The organism is Fodinicola feengrottensis (assembly GCF_039530045.1).
GTDB lineage: Bacteria > Actinomycetota > Actinomycetes > Mycobacteriales > HKI-0501 > Fodinicola > Fodinicola feengrottensis.
The window spans coordinates 399493-419302 of record NZ_BAAANY010000002.1 but is presented as its reverse complement, the minus strand read 5'-3'; the positions used below and the strand labels follow the sequence as shown (position 1 = coordinate 419302).

General features: G+C 65.8%; 19 protein-coding genes and 1 pseudogene. 10 read left to right on the top strand and 10 right to left on the bottom strand.

Features of this window, described 5'->3' with window-relative positions:
- The first annotated feature begins 53 nt into the window (after window positions 1-53).
- Complete coding sequence (gene alaS / locus ABD301_RS04455) at window positions 54-2720, top strand: alanine--tRNA ligase (RefSeq protein ID WP_344307363.1); 2667 nt, start codon at window positions 54-56, stop codon at window positions 2718-2720.
- Window positions 2721-2766: 46 nt separating this feature from the next.
- On the opposite strand, the gene dhaK is transcribed toward alaS, so the two are convergent.
- On the bottom strand, window positions 2767-3774 hold the full coding sequence (gene dhaK / locus ABD301_RS04450; protein ID WP_344307361.1) for a dihydroxyacetone kinase subunit DhaK: 1008 nt from the start codon (window positions 3772-3774) through the stop codon (window positions 2767-2769).
- Window positions 3775-3903: 129 nt separating this feature from the next.
- On the opposite strand from dhaK, the gene ABD301_RS04445 reads away from it, so the two are divergent.
- Genes ABD301_RS04445 through ABD301_RS04435 form a run of 3 tightly spaced genes read left to right on the top strand, consistent with a single transcriptional unit; the run spans window position 3904 to window position 5970 of the window.
- On the top strand, window positions 3904-4380 hold the full coding sequence (locus tag ABD301_RS04445) for a MarR family winged helix-turn-helix transcriptional regulator (protein ID WP_279579462.1): 477 nt from the start codon (window positions 3904-3906) through the stop codon (window positions 4378-4380).
- Window positions 4381-4439: 59 nt separating this feature from the next.
- Complete coding sequence (locus tag ABD301_RS04440; protein ID WP_344307358.1) at window positions 4440-5189, top strand: ABC transporter ATP-binding protein; 750 nt, start codon at window positions 4440-4442, stop codon at window positions 5187-5189.
- Complete coding sequence (locus tag ABD301_RS04435) at window positions 5149-5970, top strand: ABC transporter permease (RefSeq protein ID WP_344307356.1); 822 nt, start codon at window positions 5149-5151, stop codon at window positions 5968-5970. The genes ABD301_RS04440 and ABD301_RS04435 overlap by 41 nt, the downstream gene beginning before the upstream one ends.
- Here the strand turns inward: ABD301_RS04435 and ABD301_RS04430 are convergent.
- Together ABD301_RS04430 and ABD301_RS04425 are read right to left on the bottom strand one after the other, a co-directional pair.
- Window positions 5930-7168 (bottom strand): MFS transporter, encoded by a 1239-nt coding sequence (locus ABD301_RS04430; RefSeq protein ID WP_344307354.1) that lies wholly within the window; start codon window positions 7166-7168, stop codon window positions 5930-5932. The genes ABD301_RS04435 and ABD301_RS04430 overlap by 41 nt on opposite strands.
- A 42-nt stretch (window positions 7169-7210) precedes the next feature.
- Entirely contained in the window at window positions 7211-8050 is an 840-nt protein-coding gene (locus ABD301_RS04425) for an esterase/lipase family protein (protein WP_344307352.1), read from the bottom strand.
- A 172-nt stretch (window positions 8051-8222) separates the two neighbouring features.
- Between ABD301_RS04425 and ABD301_RS04420 the strand changes: the two genes are divergently transcribed.
- The 3 genes and pseudogenes from ABD301_RS04420 to ABD301_RS42285 all read left to right on the top strand — a co-directional run.
- Complete coding sequence (locus ABD301_RS04420) at window positions 8223-8777, top strand: GNAT family N-acetyltransferase (protein ID WP_279579464.1); 555 nt, start codon at window positions 8223-8225, stop codon at window positions 8775-8777.
- Between the two features lie 10 nt (window positions 8778-8787).
- Complete coding sequence (locus tag ABD301_RS04415; protein WP_344307350.1) at window positions 8788-9420, top strand: LysE family translocator; 633 nt, start codon at window positions 8788-8790, stop codon at window positions 9418-9420.
- A gap of 26 nt (window positions 9421-9446) precedes the next feature.
- Window positions 9447-9776 (top strand): annotated as a pseudogene (locus ABD301_RS42285) (PucR family transcriptional regulator ligand-binding domain-containing protein); the annotation flags it as partial.
- 206 nt (window positions 9777-9982) lie between these two features.
- Here ABD301_RS42285 and ABD301_RS04405 read toward each other — a convergent pair.
- Window positions 9983-10213: a hypothetical protein gene (locus ABD301_RS04405; protein WP_344307346.1), complete on the bottom strand. Its 231-nt coding sequence runs from the start codon at window positions 10211-10213 to the stop codon at window positions 9983-9985.
- Window positions 10214-10384: 171 nt separating this feature from the next.
- Here ABD301_RS04405 and ABD301_RS04400 point away from each other — a divergent pair, with 171 nt between their 5' ends.
- Window positions 10385-11059, top strand: a complete 675-nt coding sequence (locus ABD301_RS04400; protein WP_344307344.1) for a PucR family transcriptional regulator — start codon at window positions 10385-10387, stop codon at window positions 11057-11059.
- A gap of 463 nt (window positions 11060-11522) precedes the next feature.
- A complete protein-coding gene (locus ABD301_RS04395) occupies window positions 11523-12713 on the top strand; it encodes an NAD(P)/FAD-dependent oxidoreductase (RefSeq protein WP_344307342.1) in 1191 nt (396 codons plus the stop codon).
- Here the strand turns inward: ABD301_RS04395 and ABD301_RS04390 are convergent.
- The 4 genes from ABD301_RS04390 to ABD301_RS04375 are packed head-to-tail and all read right to left on the bottom strand — an operon-like array spanning window position 12707 to window position 16106.
- Entirely contained in the window at window positions 12707-13363 is a 657-nt protein-coding gene (locus ABD301_RS04390) for an endonuclease V (protein WP_163567281.1), read from the bottom strand. The genes ABD301_RS04395 and ABD301_RS04390 overlap by 7 nt on opposite strands.
- A gap of 4 nt (window positions 13364-13367) precedes the next feature.
- Complete coding sequence (locus tag ABD301_RS04385) at window positions 13368-14798, bottom strand: FAD-dependent monooxygenase (RefSeq protein WP_344307339.1); 1431 nt, start codon at window positions 14796-14798, stop codon at window positions 13368-13370.
- Complete coding sequence (locus ABD301_RS04380; protein WP_163567282.1) at window positions 14791-15471, bottom strand: VC0807 family protein; 681 nt, start codon at window positions 15469-15471, stop codon at window positions 14791-14793. The genes ABD301_RS04385 and ABD301_RS04380 overlap by 8 nt, the downstream gene beginning before the upstream one ends.
- 11 nt (window positions 15472-15482) lie before the next feature.
- On the bottom strand, window positions 15483-16106 hold the full coding sequence (locus tag ABD301_RS04375; protein WP_163567283.1) for a TetR/AcrR family transcriptional regulator: 624 nt from the start codon (window positions 16104-16106) through the stop codon (window positions 15483-15485).
- A gap of 221 nt (window positions 16107-16327) precedes the next feature.
- On the opposite strand from ABD301_RS04375, the gene ABD301_RS04370 reads away from it, so the two are divergent.
- The gene (locus tag ABD301_RS04370; protein WP_344307336.1) at window positions 16328-18457 is read left to right on the top strand and encodes a PLL family lectin; all 2130 of its coding nucleotides are present in this window, start codon (window positions 16328-16330) and stop codon (window positions 18455-18457) included.
- 6 nt (window positions 18458-18463) lie between these two features.
- Here ABD301_RS04370 and ABD301_RS04365 read toward each other — a convergent pair whose 3' ends face one another.
- Both ABD301_RS04365 and ABD301_RS04360 read right to left on the bottom strand, forming a co-directional pair.
- Window positions 18464-18829, bottom strand: a complete 366-nt coding sequence (locus ABD301_RS04365) for a cupin domain-containing protein (RefSeq protein WP_163567285.1) — start codon at window positions 18827-18829, stop codon at window positions 18464-18466.
- Between the two features lie 3 nt (window positions 18830-18832).
- Window positions 18833-19786 (bottom strand): aminotransferase class IV, encoded by a 954-nt coding sequence (locus ABD301_RS04360; protein ID WP_344307403.1) that lies wholly within the window; start codon window positions 19784-19786, stop codon window positions 18833-18835.
- Window positions 19787-19810: the final 24 nt, after the last annotated feature.

Below are 19810 nucleotides of genomic sequence, written 5' to 3'. Positions count from 1 at the left end.
TTCCTTGTCAACGCGCCACTTTCGCGGTGCGTCCTCGCAGTGAGGCCTCGATCATGCGTGCCCCCGAGATCCGCCAGAAATTCCTCGACTACTTCATTTCACGCGGACATTCCCAGCTACCGTCCAGTCCATTGGTGTCCGACGACCCGACGTTGTTGCTGACCAATGCCGGGATGAACCAGTTCAAGCCGGTTTTTCTGGGCGAGGTCACGCCAGCGTCGCCGCGCGCGACCACAGTACAGAAATGTGTGCGTACGGTCGATATCGAGAATGTCGGCCGGACCACTCGGCATGTTACTTTCTTCGAAATGCTCGGAAATTTCTCGTTCGGTGACTATTTCAAACCGGAAGTCATCAGCTATGCGTGGGAAGTGCTGACCGAGGTCTATCAGCTGCCACCGGATCGGCTCTGGGTCACCGTCTATCTCGACGACGACGAAGCGGTCGAGGTGTGGCGGCGGATCGGCGTGCCAGCGGACCGGATTCAGCGGCTCGGCTGGGCGGACAACTACTGGTCGATGGGCGTGCCCGGGCCGTGCGGGCCGTCGTCAGAGATCTGTTATGACCGTGGTCCGGCGTACGGCGAGCCGGGCGGCCCGGCGGTGAACGACGAGCGTTATCTCGAGCTGTGGAATCTGGTGTTCATGCAGAATATTCGCGGCGAGGGCGGCGACAAGGACGGGTTTGCGGTCGTGGGGGAGTTGCCGCGCCGCAATATCGACACCGGACTGGGCCTGGACCGGCTCGCGATCATCCTGCAGGACGTGGAAAGTATTACCCAGACCGATTTGTTGGCGCCCACCTTCGAAGTCGTCGAAGACCTGGTCGGCCGGCGATTTCCGGGCCACGACGGCACTGAGGCGTCAGTGTCGTACCAAGTGGTCGTCGACCATGCGCGGACGATCGCCTTCCTGATCGCGGACGGAGTTCTGCCCTCCAACGAAGGCAGCGGCTATGTCCTGCGCCGCCTGATGCGCCGGGCGATTCGGCACGCGCAGTCGCTTGGCGTGACGGATCTGGTGTTGCCCACGATCACCACAAGCGTGGTGGACAACCTCGGCGAGGTGTGGCCGGAACTGGCATTGGCGAGGTCGCTGATCGAGCGGGTCAGCGACCGTGAGGAGCAGTCTTTTGGTACGACACTGCGGCAGGGCACCAGGCTGTTGGACGCGGCCATCTCCCGGACCCGTACGACCGGCGGCTTCCAGCTGTCCGGCGAGACGGCGTTCGAACTCCATGACACGTACGGATTTCCGGTCGACCTCACCATCGAGGCGGCGCGTACGGCCGGCCTGACCGTCGACGGCGATCGGTACGCGACGCTGCTGGAAGACCAGCGACAGCGGGCGAAGTCCAACAGGAAGGGGAAAACTTCGGCGGCGCTGCACCGACAGGGGACATATCGGCAGTTGATGGCGAAATATCGCCCGACCGAGTTCGTCGGCTATCACGAGACGGTCGCCGAGACCGAGGTGCTGGCGGTGCTGCGAAACGGTGAGCCGGTGCAGTCCGCGACCCAGGGGCAGGAGGTGGAGATCGTGTTGCGTCGCAGCCCTTTCTACGCCGAATCCGGTGGCCAGGTCGGCGATATCGGCACCCTTGCCGATGACGCGGGCACGGTCGTTGACATCACCGACACGCGATATGGGATCGCCGATCTGCGGCTGCACGTTGCCCGGATCACCTCCGGTGAAGTCCACAGTGGACAGTCGATGCGGGCCGTCGTCGACAGCTCGCGGAGGGCGGCGGTGGCTCGTTCGCATTCGGCGACTCACGTGCTGCACGCGACCTTGCGGCGGATTCTGGGCGACCATGCGCGGCAGCAGGGATCGCTGGTCGCGCCGGACCGACTGCGGTTCGACTTCACCCATTTCGCGGCGGTCGACAGCGAGCAGCTCGACACGATTGGCATGCTGGTCAACGAATATCTGCTCGATGATCCGGACGTACGAGTGTGGCACGCGACCCGCGCGGAAGCGGAGGCGGCCGGGGCGACCGCGTTTTTCGGTGAGAAGTACGGCGATCGCGTACGAATCGTCGACATTGGCGACGCGTCTCGCGAACTGTGTGGTGGCACCCACGTTGGTCATGGCGCGCAGGCGGGTCCCATTCGGATCTACGGCGAGTCGTCCGTTGGCGCGGGGCTGCGCAGGATTGAGGCGCTAACTGGGCGGGACGCGCTTCGTTTTGCTGATACCGAAAGGCGAATTCTCGGCGAAGTCGCCGCCTTGCTGGGCAGCCGGCCAGAAAACGCGGTGACGACCCTGCATGCGCGGCTCGCCGCGCTGGCCGCCGCGCAGGAATCCCTGCGCGGGCTGCGGAAACGCGAGCTGGACGTGTTGGCGGGGTCGCTCAGCGGGCAGCGCCGCGAAGTCGGCGACGGCTGGCTGGTCACCGCGCGGCTGGACGACGTGTCGCCTGAGGAACTGCGGCCGCTCGCGGTGGCGGTGCTGGGGCGTACGCCCGATGTCGCCCCCGGCGCGGTCGTGCTGGCCACCGCGTCCAGCGACAAGGCGCAGCTGGTGGCGGCGATCAACGCAACGCTGCTCGGGCGTGGCCAGCCGGCCCGGGTTTTGCTGGGACTGGCGGGAAAGACCGTCGGCGGCGGCGCGGGCGGCACCGGTCCGATCGGCACCGCCGGCGGCCGGTGGGCGGAGCGGGTGGACGCGGCGCTGACGCAGGCGGAATCGGCCGCGGTCGCTCTCCTCACCCGCTCGTAGTTGCCCCGTTGCTTGCGCCAGCCGCAAGCAGCGGGGCGTTGCGGACTTACCAGCGCAGGGCGGGGGTGGTGACAGGGGCGTCCCAGAGGGAGAGCAGTTCGTCGTCCAGCCGGAGCAGGGTCAGCGAGCAGCCGGCCATCTCCAGGGAGGTCACGTACGGGCCGACCAGCGAGCGGGCCACGGTCAGGCCGCGGGCCGCCAGGATGCGGGAGATTTCCCCGTACATCAGGTAAATTTCGATCAGTGGGGTGCCGCCCATCCCGTTCAGGAAGGCGAGCACGGTGTCGCCGCGCCGCAGTGGCAGGTCCGCGACCACCGGTTCGACCAGCAGTTCGGCGATTTCGGCGGCGGTCGCGTGCGGCTCGCGGCGGCGGCCCGGCTCGCCGTGGATGCCGATGCCGACCTCCATTTCGTCGTCCGCCAGCTCGAAAGTCGGCCGGCCGGCGGTCGGAACCGTGCAGGAGGTCAAAGCCACCCCCAGGCTGCGCCCGTTTTCGTTGACCCGGCGGGCGATCGCGGCCACTTCGGCGAGCGGGCGGCCCTGTTCGGCGCCGGCTCCGGCGATCTTTTCCACCAGTACGGTCACTCCGACGCCCCGCCGGCCCGCGGTGTAGAGGCTGTCCTGGACGGCGACGTCGTCGTCCGTACGAACGGTCTCGACCTGGATTTCGTTGCCCGCGCCGGAAAGCGCGGTGGCCAGCTCGCCGGCCATCTCGAAGTTCAGCACGTCACCGGTGTAGTTCTTCACGATGTGCAGGACGCCGGCGCCGTTGTCGACCTGTTGGGTGGCGACCAGCATCTGGTCTGGTACGGGTGAGGTGAAGATTTCGCCGGCACAGGCCGCATCCAGCATGCCGGCGCCGACGAACCCGATGTGCATCGGCTCGTGTCCGGACCCGCCGCCGGACACCACGGCGACCTTCCCGAGCCGGGCCGGCTCGGCCCGGTAGACGATCCGGTGGGTGTGGTCGACGCGGATCTGAGGATGCGCGGCCGCGAAGCCGGCGAGCGCTTCCTTGACCACGTCGGCGGGATCGTTGATGAGCTTCTTCATCGCCGTACTCCTCGTGCCCGGAACTGTCCGTCCCTACCCTGCCGTGCCCGCTCGGATTGGCAAGCAGGACGTCCCCCTCCGGCAAACCTCCTATTGAGAGTTGCTCTCAATAAGAGGTATCATGTGGTGGTGACGGATCCTGAGTCGGCGGCGATCGCCGAGGAGTTGATGGCGACCACGCGCGCGTTGCGCCGGGTCGTACGCCGGCAGTTGCGGCCGCAGACGCCCGGGCCGGCGCTGCGCGGCGCCCAGCTGGAGTTGTTGCGTGTCGTCCAAGGGGAGCCGGGCATCGGCGTCGCGGCGGCGGCCCGAGCGCTGCACCTGGCCGGAAACTCGGTCAGCACGCTGGTCAACCAGTTGGTCGACCACGGGATGTTGGTCAGGGAGACCGATCCGGACGACCGGCGGGCCATCCGGCTGCGGCTCACCGAGGCGGCCAGTCAGCGGCTGGAGTTCTGGCGGCAGGCCCGCGACGAGTTCGTGGCCACCGGGATCGACGAGCTGGCCGACGGGCAGCGGCGGGCGCTGGCTCAGGCGATGCCGGCGATGTGGGCGTTGTTGGCCAGTCTGGAAAAAGTGGAGGCTGAGAGGGCGGTGGTCGAGTGAGTGTGGATGAGTCAGCAGCGGTGCGATGTGTGGACCTGCGTTACAGTTTTGGTCATACGATGGCGGTCGACGGGGTCGACCTGTCGATCGCGCGGGGCAGTGTTTTTGGCTTGCTGGGGCCAAATGGCGCCGGCAAGACCACCGCAATCCGGATGATTACCACGTTGTTGCCGGTGCCTTCCGGCGCGATCCGGGTTTTCGGGGTGGACGTGGCCCGGCACAAGCTGCAGGTGCGCCGGTTGATCGGGTACGTGCCGCAGCAGCTATCCGCGGATGGTGCGTTGACTGGGCGGGAAAATGTGGCCCTGTTCGCCCGGCTTTTCGACGTGCCACGGGCATATCGCAAGGCGGCGGTGGACCAGGCGCTGGAATCGGTCGGATTGACGGACGCGGCCAAACGTACGGCTTCGACGTACTCCGGCGGCATGATCCGCCGGTTGGAATTGGCCCAAGCCCTGGTCAGCGCACCAAAACTGCTGGTGCTGGACGAGCCGACGATTGGCCTGGACCCCGTTGGCCGGGCCAGCGTGTGGGAACGGCTGGCCGAGGTACGGGCCGCCACTGGCATGTCGATTTTGGTGACTACGCACTACATGGACGAGGCGGAGCAGAACTGCGACGAGATCGCCCTCATGCACCGCGGTCGGATCACCGCCCGCGGCACGCCTGACGAACTGAGGACGAGCGTCGGTCCAGACGCCACTCTCGACGATGTTTTCCGCGCCACCACTGGTGATGATCTCTCAGGTGCAGGGGAGGGGATGCGAAGTGTCCGTTCAACCCGACGTACGGCCCGCCGTCTGGGCTGAGCCGGTCCAACGCAGCCTGCCGGGGCTGCTGTGGTCGCGTACGACCACGATGTGCCTGGTAGAGCTGCAAAGACTGATGCACGACCGGACCGAGTTGATCACCCGGGCCGTCCAGCCGGCGCTCTGGTTGCTGGTTTTCGGGGAGACTTTCACCCGGCTGCGGGTGATCCCGACCGGGAACGTCCCGTATTTGGACTACCTGGCGCCCGGGATTCTCGCTCAGTCAGCCCTTTTCATCGCGATTTTCTACGGCATCCAGGTCATCTGGGAGCGCGACGCCGGCGTGCTGGCCAAGCTTTTGGTCACGCCGACGCCACGGTTCGCGGTGATTACCGGAAAGTCCTTCGCGGCAGGCGTACGGGCACTCGTCCAGGCGCTGGTCATTATGGTGCTCGCACTGCTCCTCGGGGTCGGCATGACGGCGAATCCCTTGAAGTTGCTGGCGACGGCGGTCGCGTTGCTGCTGGGATCGGCGTTTTTCTGTTGCCTGTCCATCGCGATCGCTGGTCTGGTGCTGTCCCGCGACCGGGTGATGGGCATTGGCCAGGCAATCACCATGCCGCTGTTTTTCGCATCCAATGCGCTCTATCCGACCGATTTGATGCCTTCCTGGTTGCAGATCGTCAACCACGTGAATCCACTCGGCTATGAGGTGGACGCGTTGCGTGGCCTGTTGATCGGTACGCCCGCGCAGCTCGGTCTTGACTTCGGCGTGCTGGTTTTCGCTGCCGCCGCGATGATCACGATCGCGTCGGCGCTGCTTCCCCGGCTGGTGCGGTGACCGTCTGCCGGACCGCCCGGTTGGCCGTGGTGACGATCGCCAACACCGCCAGCCAACCGCCGAAAAAGTAGGTCGCGGTGGCCGCGCCGATCCATCCGATCAAGGTGCTGCCCAGCAATGTCCCGAGCGAAAGGGCTCCGGTGGTCACCGTCTGCACCGCGCTGGTCGTACGGCCGCGCAGCTCGTCCGGGGTGATGGACAGTCGGTACGACGTCATTGCGACTGTGTAGATCGGCGCGACCACCGATTCCAGCGCGGCCACGATCCCGAGTGACAAGACGTTGGGAGACAAGGCATAGAAGGGAAACATCAGCGCTTCCAGCCACAGCATGACGATGGCGATCCGGCCGACCGGGAACATTTCGGTGGCACGGGCGCAGGCCAGCGCGCCCAGTACGCTGCCGATGCCGGCGGCACTGAAGATGAGGCCGATCTGGAAAGGCGTCCCGCCGAGGTGCTGGGCGAGCACGATGATCAGCAGATATCCGGCGCCGTACCGAATGTTGTCCAGCCCCACGATGACAGTCAGGAAGCGGATCACCCGATGGTGGCCGATCCACCGCAGGCCGGCGGCGATCTCACTGCCCAGCCGCGGCCGCACCTCTGTGCGCTTCTGCTGGAAATCGGCGCGCATCAAAGAAAGTGACACGGCCGACACCGCGTACGAGACGGCGTTGACCACGAAGGGCACCGCGCGGCCCAGCCCGTAGAGAATGCCGGCAACGGTGGCGCCGGCGATCCGTACGGTGTTGGCCGCCGACTGGGAATATCCGAGCGCGGCGGTCAGCCGGTCGGCGCCGACCACATTGGGCAGTGCGGCCGTGTTCGCCACCTCGAACAAGGTGCTGAGAATCCCGGAAAAGACGGCCACCGCACACAGCTGGCCGAAAGACAACCAGCCGAGCCAGAGCGCGACCGGTACGCTCGCGGCCAGCACCAGCCGGCCGAGCTCGCACCAGATCATCGTGATCTTGCGGTTCCAGCGATCAGCGAGCGCGCCGGCGAGCAGCCCGAAAACCAGGAACGACACCGTTTGGAGTGCGAGCACCACTCCGGCCTCGGTCACCGAGCCGGTGACAGCCAGCACCAGCAACGGCATCGCGAGCCCCTGTGCCTGATCGCCGACGTACGACGCCAGTTGACCGCCGAGCAGGATCGTGAAGTCACGATCCCGCCAGAGGCTTCGCTGCTCAGTCACCCGCGAGAGTCTAGGCGCGGCCTCGCGGCGTTCCTAAGGATTTTACAGCGGCAGTCCGAACGAACAGAACACTCGGCCCGGATGAGTGGGATCGAGTGCGTTCTTGATCATCTGGGTGACGTCGCTGTCGAACGCCAACCCGACGTGGCCGACTGGATCCAGCGGGCAGGTGTTCTGCACGTACGCGTTGTGGACGCCCGATTCCGCGACGAAGGCGGTGCTTGTCGGGGTGACCAGCTCGTCCGATCGGCTGGCGATGATCGTGTAGTCCACGCCTGGCTGGGAAATCCGGCCAGCGTTCAGCCGGGCCACCGCCGGGCCGCCAGTGATCAGGTCATTGCAGGCCGGGCAGCCAAAACCGGTCAGCACCTGGCCGACCAGATCGCGGGCGCCCAGCAAATACGCGATATTCACCAGCCCGGCGAACGTTGTCCCGTGGGTAGGTGGCGCGAGTGCGACCACCCGGTGGATCCTGCCGCTGTAGCCGAGCACCTTGGGAATGTAGAGCGACTGGAAAGCACCCTCGGAATGGCCGACCAGGTCCACTTTGGACGCACCCGTACTCTGCCTTACCCGGTCGATGAAAGCGGTCAGCTGAACAGCGGAGTCGGCGATCGCGATGGTGCCGCCTACCGGAATCGCGGACGCCTGCCCGTACGTCGTCGTGTACGCGCAATAGCCAGCGGCGGCCAGCGCCGGGCCGATAGTGGCGAAGTTGCCCGGTCCGTTGCCGCCGAGGCCGTGAATGAGCACGACCGGGTCGGGGCGGGTGGACGACGGCCGGCACGACCAGTCGTCAAATCCGGATGATCGGGTCGCCGCGGCGGCTGGTGCCGCGCTGGCCAGCAAACCTCCCACTACAACGGCGACAACTGCCGCCATAACCACCTTCACCGACGACATGCGCATAGTGCCCCCCAAAACGACAGTGAGAAGAGGGTGGACAGTAGATCACGGTAATCACCGGACTACCGCGAGTCGCCGCGATCTGGATCGAGTCAGGCCGCCGAAAAACTGGGATGCGTACGGCGTCGATCCGGATCAAAATCAAACGATGCCCGAGTTGATCGCACCGAGCGTACGTGTTCACACCTCGTTCCTCGCCGCGATGGCCGAGTTCCAGGCCGAAGGTCGGGGCGGACCGGGCGATCATTCGTCGGTTGGTCGGGAGATTCGGGAGTACGGGCCGAGGTGGGCCGATCCGGCGGTATTCGCTGATTTTGCGGCCAGCCTGCGGGCCGAGGCCGACGTGAGCATTCCGGTGCCCGAAGGGTGGGTCCACAGCACCACCCTTTGGTATGTCGGAGGGGACGAATATCTCGGCCGGGTCGCGCTTCGGCACCACCTGACGCCACAACTGACCGAGGTGGGCGGCCATGTCGGATATGACGTACGTCCCTCGGCCCGCCGTCGCGGCTATGCGACCGAAATGACCCGGCAGGTGTTGGCGATCGCCGCCGGCCTGGGGATCGAGCGGGCGTTGATCACCTGCGATGCTGACAACGTCGCGTCACGCCGAGTGATCGAGGCCAATGGAGGTGTGTGGGAAGATCAACGCGGCGAAACGCTGCGATTTTGGGCACCCACCGCAAAAATACAGTCAGTGTAGGGTTAAGGCTATGACGCTGACGAGTTATCTTTCGTATCTCGCCTTCGCGATAGTGGTGACCATCGCACCCGGCCCGGATTTCGCACTGACCGTGACGAATTCGCTGCGCGGTGGGCGAAAGGCTGGATTACTGACCTCGCTGGGGATCGCCAGCAGCAATGTCCTGCAGGGCACCGCGGCCGCGCTCGGTCTCGGCGCCCTGATCGTGCATTCCCAATGGGCTTTCACCACCATTCGCTGGGCTGGGGTGGCCTATTTGGCGTATCTCGGCATTCAGACCATCCGGTCGGCGATCAAGGGTCGCTATGATCTATCCGAGTTGCCGGCGGATCAGGTCAGCGCGCCGAAATGGCTGCGCTTTCAGCAGGGTTTCCTTTCGAACATCACCAATCCAAAGGTCCTGACCCTTTATTTGTCGGTGCTTCCGCAGTTTTTGGGCAGCGCCTCGGCTTCGGTGCCCAATGCGCTGTTGCTCGCATATTCGCACGCGGTTTTCGGTCTCATCTGGCTGACCGTGCTGGTGGCGTTCCTGCACCAGATCAGGAGTTTCCTGCGACGCCGGCCGGTGCGCCGCACGCTGGACGCAGTGACCGGCCTCGCGATGCTGGGGTTCAGCGCCAAGCTCGCCACCGAAACACACTGACAATCTGACCGGTAGAATCTGACAGTATGTCAGCTTCGCTGAGCGTGGCCGAGCTGCTCGACCTGCCGGTGCTGAGGGCCGGCCGGCCGGAGGTGTTGGCCGGCCGCGACAGCCTGGGCCGGCCGGTTCGCTGGGTGCACGTGAGCGAGCTGGCGGACATCGCCGGGCTGCTGTCCGGCGGCGAGGTCATCCTGTCCACCGGCATTGCGCTGCCCGACTCGGCGGCCAAACTTCGCGCATATGTGGAAGAGCTCGCCGGCGCGGACGCGGCTGCTCTGGTGGTCGAGCTGGGCCGCCGATTCAGCGCGTTGCCGCCCGCGCTCGTACGAGCGTGCGAACAGCACCGGCTGCCGTTGATCGCGTTGCGCCGGCAGGTGGCCTTCGTCCGGGTCACCGAGGCGGCGCATTCCCGGATTATTGAGGCACAAACCGCCGCGTTGCGCTCGTCCGAGCAGGCCCACCAGGTGTTCACCGCGCTGGCGGTGGACGGCGCCGAGCCGGCGGACATCGTCAGGGAGGCGTCCCGGGCGTCCGGATGCCCGGTGGTGTTCGAAAACCTGGCTCACCAGGTGTTGTCGTACGACGCCGCCGGCACGCCGGTCGACGATTTGCTGGCCGACTGGGAAGGTCGTTCGCGGGCAGCGCGTACGGATGCGCGCACCGCGGTTTGTGGCCCGGAAAACTGGCTGGTGACCGCGGTCGCGGCCCGCGGCGAAGTGTTCGGCCGGCTGGTGATGGTGGCGCCGGAGTCGCCGGCGCTGAACCATCCGATGGTGTTGGAAAGGGCCGCCACCGCGCTCACCCTGAACCGGTTAATCGAACGGGACCGGGAAACCCTGGAACAGCAGGCGCAGCGGTCCATTCTCACCGACATCATTCACGGCCGCTACGCCGCCGAGGCGGACATGCACGCGCGTACGGCCGCCCTCGGTGTGCCGACCCGTGGGCGATCGCTGGTCGCGGTGTGGTTGACCTGCCCGCCGGGAAAACCACCGGCCAGCAGCGGCCATTGCGCGACTATGACGGGGAACTGGTGGCCGGTGCGTTGCGAGCGGCTGAGATTCCCGGGATTGTCGCCGCGATGTCCGAGGGGCGGGTCGGACTGCTGCTGCCGGTACGAGCCGCGGACCGATCAGGGGCGCTGCACCGGATCTGCGGTCACCTGCAGGAAAGCAGCCACCGGGACCGTGGCGAGAACGCCCGGATCGGAGTCGGTACGACGGTGGCCGACCTGGCCGAGTTCCGCCGCTCGTACGCCGAGGCCGGTCAGGTGGCTGACGCGGCCCGCGGATCGGGGCAGCGCAAGGCTTTCTACGAGCTGCCGGATATCCAGCTGCCGGGGCTGCTTTACGTTTTGCGGGACGATCCACGATTGCAGGCTTTTGTCGAGCGGACGCTGGCTCCGCTGCTGGAAAACGATCGGCGAACCGGTAAGGATCTGTTGGGGGTGCTGCGGGCATTTCTTCGGCATCCGGACAACAAGTCGCAGGCCGCGCAGGAAGCACATCTGTCCCGACCATCCTTTTATGGGCGGCTGAGCGCCATTGAGGAGTTGCTGGATGTCGATTTGGGGTCGGCCGAAACTCGTACGTCCCTGCATGCCGCGATGATGGCGCTGGATTCTCTCCGGCAGAAGTGAAGACGGCTTTCGGGTGCACTCGCTAGGATTGTGCAACAGTATGGCCGCGATCGGATGGTCGCCATGCGTAAGGCGCATGGTCTGCTATCATGGAAAAACTTCACGTCCCGGTTTCTTTCCGTATGGTTGAAGTAATCTGATAAGAATTCTTACCTAAAGCTATTGCGTGGTCGCGGCCAGTGCCCTACGGTCAACCAGGAGCCGCCGGTGCCGGTCGGTTCGGTATCTGGGGGACCCGAGGGGGTCCGCCATGCCAGCGATTTTCTCAGCGTTGAGCCGTGCTCTTCACTGGGATAAGGGCATGGCGGTAGGTTCGGCGATATCGCGACCGGCGCGGGCGGCTCCCTTTCTTTCGGTGGCGAGAAATCAACCGTCCATTCTGGACGCCCACGGTGGCCGCCTGCCCGCGTTGATATCGTGACGTGCACGCAAGTCAGCAGGTGACGAGAGCGGTGATGCGACGGTGACTACGGGTGCCGGGATCGTGCTGGTGGGCGCGGGACTCGCCGGCGTAAGGACCGCCGAGCAGTTGCGTCGCGCTGGTCATAGCGGTCCGATCACCATGCTGGGCGCCGAAGTGCATCCGCCGTACGACCGGCCACCGCTGTCGAAGGAAGTTCTGCGCGGCGACCGAACCGCGGCCGACGTCGTGTTGCAGGACACTGCGTTCTTTGCCGACAACCAGGTCGAGCTGCGGACCGGCGTACGAGCGATCGGCGTCGACACCGAGAAACGGCTCGTGTCGCTGGAAAACGGGCCGGCGGTGCCCTATGAGGAGCTGGTGATCGCCACTGGCCTGGTGCCCCGGCAACTGCCGGCGGCAGCCGGCCTCGCTGGCCTGCACGTGCTGCGAACTGTGGACCACAGCCTGCGAATCCGGGAGTCGGTGGGCAGCGGCCCGGCGCTGATCGTCGGCGCCGGTTTCATTGGTTGCGAGGTGGCCGCGAGCCTGCGGGCGCTGTCCGTGCCGGTGACCATCGTCGACCCACTGCCGGCCCCGCTGGCCGGCGCGGTCGGCGAGACCATCGGCCGACTGGTGGCTCGGCTGCATGTCGAGGCCGGCGTGGACCTGCGCTGTGGGGTCGGGGTCGCGGAGATCCTCGACGACGGCGCCGGCCGGGTGTCGGGGGTGAAACTGAGCGATGGCACCGAGATCGCCGCCCATCTGATCGTCAGCGGCATCGGCTCCAGGCCGGCGGTCGAATGGCTTGCCGGCTCCGCCATCGAGGTGGCGAATGGCATTACGTGCGATGAACGCGGTCGTACGAGCGCGGACGGTGTGTGGGCGCTCGGCGACGTGGCCGCGTGGTTCCGCCCAGCGTTGGGAAAACACGTCCGGGTCGAGCATTGGACCAATGCCGGCGAGCAGGCCTCGGTGGTGGCCAGCGATATCGTCGGCGGCGACCAGCCGACGCGCCCACCGGTGGTGCCCTACTTCTGGAGTGACCAGTACGGCCTGAAAATCCAGGCGTTGGGCGACATCGACCCGTCCGAAGAGGTGCGGGTGTTGACTGACGACGGCCGCCGATTCCTTGCCGTGTATGTGAATGACGGCCGGATCACCGGTGCGGTGGGCTGCGGCCGGGCTGGTCAGCTGATGAAGCTGCGACCGCTGATCGCCCGCCAGGCCGCACTTTCGGAGATCCCTCAGTAGAGCGCGAGCGCGGCGCGGGACAGCCGGTCGGCATGTCGGATCGGGTCCGGCAAACGAAAACTCGAGCAGGCTGCCAGCACGATGTCGCAGCTCTGCTCGAAACCCACTCGGTGGCCGGGGGAGACATACATGGGTTTGACGTTGTCCTGCGTCCGCAGCACATGCCCGATCAGCTCGCCGTTGTCCAGCAGCGGGGCCTGATCTCCACGGTGCGGGCCGGGTTCGCGGTGTTCGCCGATGAAACGGGTCTTGGCGCAGCCGATCGCCGGCAGTCCAGCGCGAATGCCGAGATGGCAGGCCGATCCGCAGCGCCGCGGGTGGGCGATGCCCTGCCCGTCGACCAGCAGCAGGTCAGGCTGGTTTCGCAGCTGTCCAAGGGCTTCCAGCAGGGCGGGCACTTCGCGGAAGGCCAACAGCCCTGGCACGTACGGGAAAGTCGCCACCCCGTGCACGGTCGATTCTTCCAGGATCGCACCGGTCTCCAGGTTCAGCAGCACCGCGGTGGTCGCGATCCGGTCGGAGCCGACGGCGTACGAGATGTCCAGACCGGCGACCGTTCTGGGCATCGGGATCTGCGCTCGCGGCACCTCGACCTGGCTGGCCAGTCGCTGCTGCAGCTCCTCAGCTTGCGCGATGCTGACCGGCTCCATGGTCTTATGATCCGATGTGGACGGTCGAACGCATGTGTTGGGGTGCGCCGAACCAGTGCCGCTCGGCCGCGGACAGGGACTCCGCGCGGTCGCCAGCCCAGCAGACATAGCCATCCGGTCGCACCAGAAATGCCGTGTCCACGGCCGCGGTCAAGGGGTCGATGCGGCCATCGTACGAGCGTTCTTTCCAGCCGTCGCTGACGAACAGCGCCCGGCCGAGCCGGCAGTGATCGGCCAGCTGGCTGCCGTCGGCGAGCGTGCGGTCCGGCATTCTGCGGCCCAGCAACTCCGCATCCCCGCCAGGCATCCGATACTGGATGTCGAGCCCGGAGATTTCGCCAGCGAGCCGACGATTCGCCGCCGGGTCGGCGAGCAGATCGGTGACCATTGCCCGCAGGGCCTGGATATCGGGGTCCGGCACCGTCAGCACGCCCTGCGCCCGGGTGTTCGCGAGCACTGCCGCGGCGACCGGGTGCCGCTCGTGATGGTACGTGTCGAGCAGCCCGGGAGGTGCCCAGCCGGCCACCGTCGCGGCGAGTTTCCAGCCAAGGTTGAAGGCGTCCTGCAATCCGAGGTTCATGCCCTGGCCGCCGGCCGGCAGGTGGATATGCGCGGCGTCACCGGCCAGCAGAACCCGCCCGATCCGGTAGCGGTCGGCCTGCCGGGACGCGTCGCCGAATCGGGACGCCCAGCGCACCTCGCCCACCACCGCCTCCGGTCCGTACGCCGCGGTGATGGCCTCCTGGACTTCCTCGATCGGCACCGGCGTTTGTGGTGCCCCGCTCCCTCCGAACAGGAACCGGTGGACGCCGTCGCGCAGCGGGAGCAGATAGCCGCCGGTAGTGGGCAGCTCCCATTGGTCGGAGATTCCCGCTGGCCGCTGGGAAAACGTGAGGTCGGCGACCGCGAGCTGAATCCGGGCGTCGCGACCGGGAAAGCCGAAACCAGTGAGCTTGCGGACCGCGCTGTGCGCGCCGTCGGCGCCCACCACGTATTTCGCGCTGATATCCGGGTGACCGTCGACGATGGCGATGACTTTCTCTGCGGTTTGGGAAAGTCCGGTCAGCTGCCGGCCGCGTAACACCGGGATGTCGTACGTTGCCAGGTGTTCTTCGAGAAAACGCTCGACATCGGCTTGCTCGACACCGATCTGGAAGGGAAATGCGGTGTCGAAAACGCTGTAGTCCAACCGGATCCCGCCGAAATGGCCGGATGGCACGGTGGCGTGTTCGTACGTCCGGATCGATTCCAGCCACCCGCGTGAATGCAGGATCTCGGCCGATCGTGGTTGCAGGCTAAGGGCTTTGGATTGTCCGGTGCGTACGGGCAGCTGGTCGATGACGACGGTGCGGATGCCGGCCAGGCCCAGCTCATTCGCCAGCAGCAGTCCGGTTGGTCCCGCTCCGACGACCAGGACATCGATGAGATCAGGCACGGAGATCCACCTTTTTGGTGTAGCCGAAGTGGAAGGCGACCAGGATCGCGAGCACCGCGTAGAACTGACCGGTGCCGACGACCGGGATCAGGTCGATGGGCAGCGTGTATGTCAGGACGAGGCCGACGACGCAGTCCACCAGCAGTCCCCAGCCCCACACCGCGGTCAGGACCCGGGTGCCGCGACGGAACTTCTGGTCGTGGTTCCACCGGCTTTCCCACACCCGCGCGCCGGCCTCGCCGGTCTTGGTGACCGCGATCGTCCGGCCGAGCACCAGCAACGCCGGCTTTCCGACGAAAATCGAGACGATCATCCAGACACCCAGCAGGCCGACGAAAACCCCGGCCCAGCCTTCCCGTACGGCCAGCGCTCGCGGGCTGCCGGTGAGCAGGCCGATCACCAGGCTGAAAACCAGGATGCTGACGGTGAACAGCGCCATCAGGTCGACTTTTCCCCGCTTGGCAAGCTGATAAACCGCTCGCGGCACGGCCGCCACGATGCCGGCGATCAGCGCCCACCACTGACTCACCCCAGCGGCGCGCAGCCCGTAGTAGAGCGCCATCGGCAGCGCGAGGTCCAGTGCGAGGGTCGCGATGTTGGCCCGTACCAACCGGCGTACGCCGTCGGCCCGGTCGACCGCCGGGGCAGGGGCGTTGGTTTCGGTCGTATTCATGAAAACTCCGATCACGGTCGGGTGGCACGGTGGAAGAGGTCGGCCAACTCGCGGCCGCAGTGCGAAAGGTCGAGGCGGTCCTGCCCGGCGGTGTGGCGGGTGACCACAGCGTCGATGGAGCCCTGGATCGCGATCGCCATCACCTGTGGGTCGAAGGCGCCGAACTCGCCGGCCTGCTGGCCGGCGCGCAGATGGTGCTCGAGGATTTCCACGCCAGCGGTCAAGAATCGGGCGTCCGCCACCGGCTCGCCGTCCGGTGACTTGGCATTGGCCAGAATTTCCACCAGTGCGCGCAAATCCGCGGCTCGCTCGACCAACAGCTCCACATTGGACTCGATGCGGGCCCGGAGCATCGCCGGATAGCTGGACTCGGCCCGTACTCGTGGCTGGATGTATTCGGACGCGGTTCGTACGACATCTGCCACCACCGCGCGCAGCAGGTCTTCCTTGCCGGCGAAATGGTACGAAATCATGCCGGTGCTGCTGAGGCCCGCGGTCTTGGCGATCTTGCTGAACGACGCCTTCAGGTAGCCGACCTCGGCGATGGTCTCGATCGCCGCGGCGACGATCTGGGCCCGCCGAGCCTCCTCGGTGAAGGTCTTACCCTGCTCGTTCGTCCTCGCGTTTGCTTGCATGAGCAAAACTTAGCACAGCTGAGCAAGAATCTCAAATGTATAGGTCTACCTGCGGTTATGTAGTTGAACCGAGGCGGGAAGTACTGGCCAAGCGCCTGTGGTCGAAGCTGTCGACCTTCCCGAGGCAACCGTGCGGCATCCGCCGAGTGTCCGGATTGCCCATTGACTGGTGGGGAGCGCTGGGTATGGTCCGGCAGGCGAAGGCGACGAGGAGGCTACAAATGGAAAACGCCAGTCATATCAACGAAAGTAGCAGACTTTCGATCGATCGCCGCAGTCTGCTGAAGATCGCGGCGGCCGCCGGTTTTCTTCCCTTTCTGAGCGCCACCAGCGCGGCCGCGAGTACGAAGCCAGTGGTCACCATGTGTTCGGGCCTGCCGCTGACCTCCGACCCGGCCTTTCCGATCGGGGCGTTCTGGCCGCCGTCGATGCAGTCGGCGTTCAACACCCTCGCTCGTTTCCAGGAAATGAAGGACGCTGGGTTCACGTTTTCCTTCATTGGCGCCAGTGATGACGACGACCCGGCTTACATCAACTCCAGCCTGTCCTTTTTGGACCAGGTCGGGCTGAAGGCGCTGGTGGTCAACGGCCCGGAGCGGGCGGTGCAGGTCTACCCGAACTACACCTCGCACCCGTCGTTCGTGGGCTTCCGGCTCTACGACGAGCCGGCGCCAGACGCCTTCGCCGACCTCGCCACCGGCACGGCGGCGGTGCGCGCGGCGGTGCCTACCCTGCTGCCGTACATCAACCTTCCACCCGGCGGCGGCGAGGATTGGCGGCGGTACGTTCAGCAGTTTGTCGGTCAGGTCAACCCGTCGCAGCTCTCGTACGACCGGTATCCGTTGAACAGCGACGGTTCCGACGATCCCGGCTATTTCGCCGCCTGGCAGGACATGCGCTCCGCGGGCCTGGGCACCGGACTCGCCACCTGGATCTACATCCAGAGCCTGCCGTTCGAGGGGCACCGGAGTCCGTCCGCGGCCGAGCTTGGCTGGCAGGTCAACGTCAGCCTCGCGTACGGGTGCAAGGGCATTCAGTATTTCTGTTACTGGACACCGCGGGATTCCGGTGGCGAGACCTTCGGGCCGGCGCTGATCGACTTCAACGGGAATCGAACGCCGATCTACGACGCGGCCAAGGCGCTCAACACCGGCTGGCTGACCCCGGTCGGCGCGGCCCTCAAACCGCTGGTGTCCGAGCAGGTGGTGCACGCCAACGAGTCGTCGCTTCCGGCTGGTGCCCTGGGTTTCAGTCCCGATGTGTTTCTCAGCGGCACCGGCGGTAGCCCTGTCATCCTCGGACGATTTCGCAGTGCCGACCGCAAATCGCGCACCCGGTGGCTGCTGGTGGCGAATCGCTCGCACAGCGGCACAGCGCAGACCACCATCAATGTCAACACCGCGACGGTCACCGCGATCTCCCGGTTCGACCCGGCCACCAGCACGTACGTGGCACAGTCGAATGCGGCCAGGATCGCCGTTAGTCTCGCGCCTGGCGCCGCCGCGCTTTTCCGTCTCGACGCCACCGGGGCGTCGTTGGATCCGCAGGTGCAACTCGTGCTGGTCTCGGGTGGGACGATTTACCACGCGATCCAGCAGGTGGGCGGCGGCTGGAACGGCCCTAATCCGCTCGGCGATCCGGCCCGTCTGGTGGCGATTTCGGAAATCAATGGTGCGATGAACCTGATCGAGATTGCCGATGACGTGGTTTATCACCGCGTACGAGCAGTCGACGGCAGTTGGAGCACCCGGAACGAGTTTGGCGCGCTCGCGTCCATCGCCTCGGTGGCGACCGCGGCGGTGGTGGGCTCGCTGCAGGTCGTTTTCGTTTCCAGCGGAGTGATTTTCCACGCGATGCAGCATCCCGACGGCAGTTGGGACGGCCCCAACCGGTTGGGCGACGCCGCCAACCTCGTCGCCGCCACCGAACTGCACGGCACCCTCAACCTCATCGAGATTTCCGGTGCGCAGATCTACCATCGCGTTCGGTACGGCAATGGAGAATGGAGCAGCCGCAACCTGTTCGACACCGTAAACGGCATCACATCAGTGGCGGTCACCGCCGTCGCAGGGGAAATGAATGTGGTGCTGGTCGCCGGAGGGCAGGTTTATTACGCCATCCAGCACGTCGACGGCAGCTGGCAATGGCCCACCGCGACCGGCGACATGGCCGACCAGGTCGCCGCGTCTTCGGTCGGCGATGAGCTGCAGATCACCGAAATCTCCGGTGGGCAGGCGTACGTACGAACGCGTCACGGGGACGGCAGCCTGAGCCCCCGAACCCCTGTTGGTGGACCCGGCCAAATCACCGCTGCCGCCACCACCGGCCGCTCACCAGCGCCCTGCATGTAGTGGGTTTTATGCCTGGTGGGGCCAGATCGGGGTGGCCGGACCAAGGAGTGGGAGGTTGGCCCAGTCGGCGCGGCCGGGGGCGTACGCTTCGGCGACGACCGCGCCTTCGGGGCCAACTTCGGCGTGATGCGGCACATTCGAGAGAATCCGCCAACTCCCGCCGGGTCCGAGAACTCGAGTTTGGTCGCCCACGGTGAAAGTGACGGTGCCTTCGATCACGAATCCGATCTGTTCGTTGTCATGCACGTGTTCGGGCACGTGTTTTCCGGCGGCGATTTCGATGATGGCGAGCGTCATCCGTTCGCCCTCCACCATGCGGGCCGTCACGCCGTCCCAAATCTCGCGTCGCCCGACCTCGGCCAACTCCCGCATTGATCACTCCTTTTCGTAGACCGCGGTTGTCCATTCCTGATGTTGCGTGGTTTGCCTGCGAGCGATGGCCTGTAGATCGTGTCGAAGCCGCAGGGCTTGCTCACCAGGTCGGCCAGACCCGATCCGCCGACCGTCAATGTCCACCACTGAGCTGACGATGGACGCTGTGCCGCAGAGAAGAACCTCGTCGGCGGCGTAGAGTTCGGAGCGGTGAACGCGCCGTTCATCGACTTTGGCGGTGGTGATCTCGGGAATGAGCTCCAGGAGTTGCTGGCGAGTGATGCCCGCCAGAATGTCATCAGTCCCGATCGGAGTGCTCCAAGTTTTCCCAAAACGCACCATAATGTTGGCAGTGGTCGCTTCGGCGACGAACCCGTCGCCGGTGAGCATTAGCGCTTCGTCGTAGCCGGCTCGGACGGCTTCTGTCTTGGCCAGCGCCGGTCCGACATAGCTGCCGATCACCTTGGCGCGAATCGGTGTGCTGGCGTCGCTGGCCCGCCGCCAAGTGCTGACCATGCAACGGAGGCCCGACGGGTTGGCATAGTCACCGACAACTGGGGTTACCGCGATGGACAAGCGGGAGTCGATGTCGTGCATGCGTACCGGCAGGACTTCCCCCGAAAGCAACAGGAGAGGGCGTACGTACGCATCGGTGCGAACGTCGTTTGCGCGAAGCAAGTCGTGCGTCATCGCGACCAGTTCGTCGACGCTGAATCTCAGCGGCAGTCCAAGAATCCGCGCCGAGCGGTGCAGACGCTGGTAGTGCGCGGCGCCTTCGAATAGATACAGCTGTTCGTGCTCGGCGTTCCAGAATGCCCGGATGCCCTCAAAAGTGCCAGTTCCGTACGACAAAGCGTTGGCGTGCACGCTGATCCGCGCCTCGTCGGCCGGCACAATCTCGCCTTCGACGGCGACCTGGGGGCAGGGTGCGCCAAAAGGGTTGTGAACGTTGGTCATGGCCACCTCTCGCACCTCACTGAA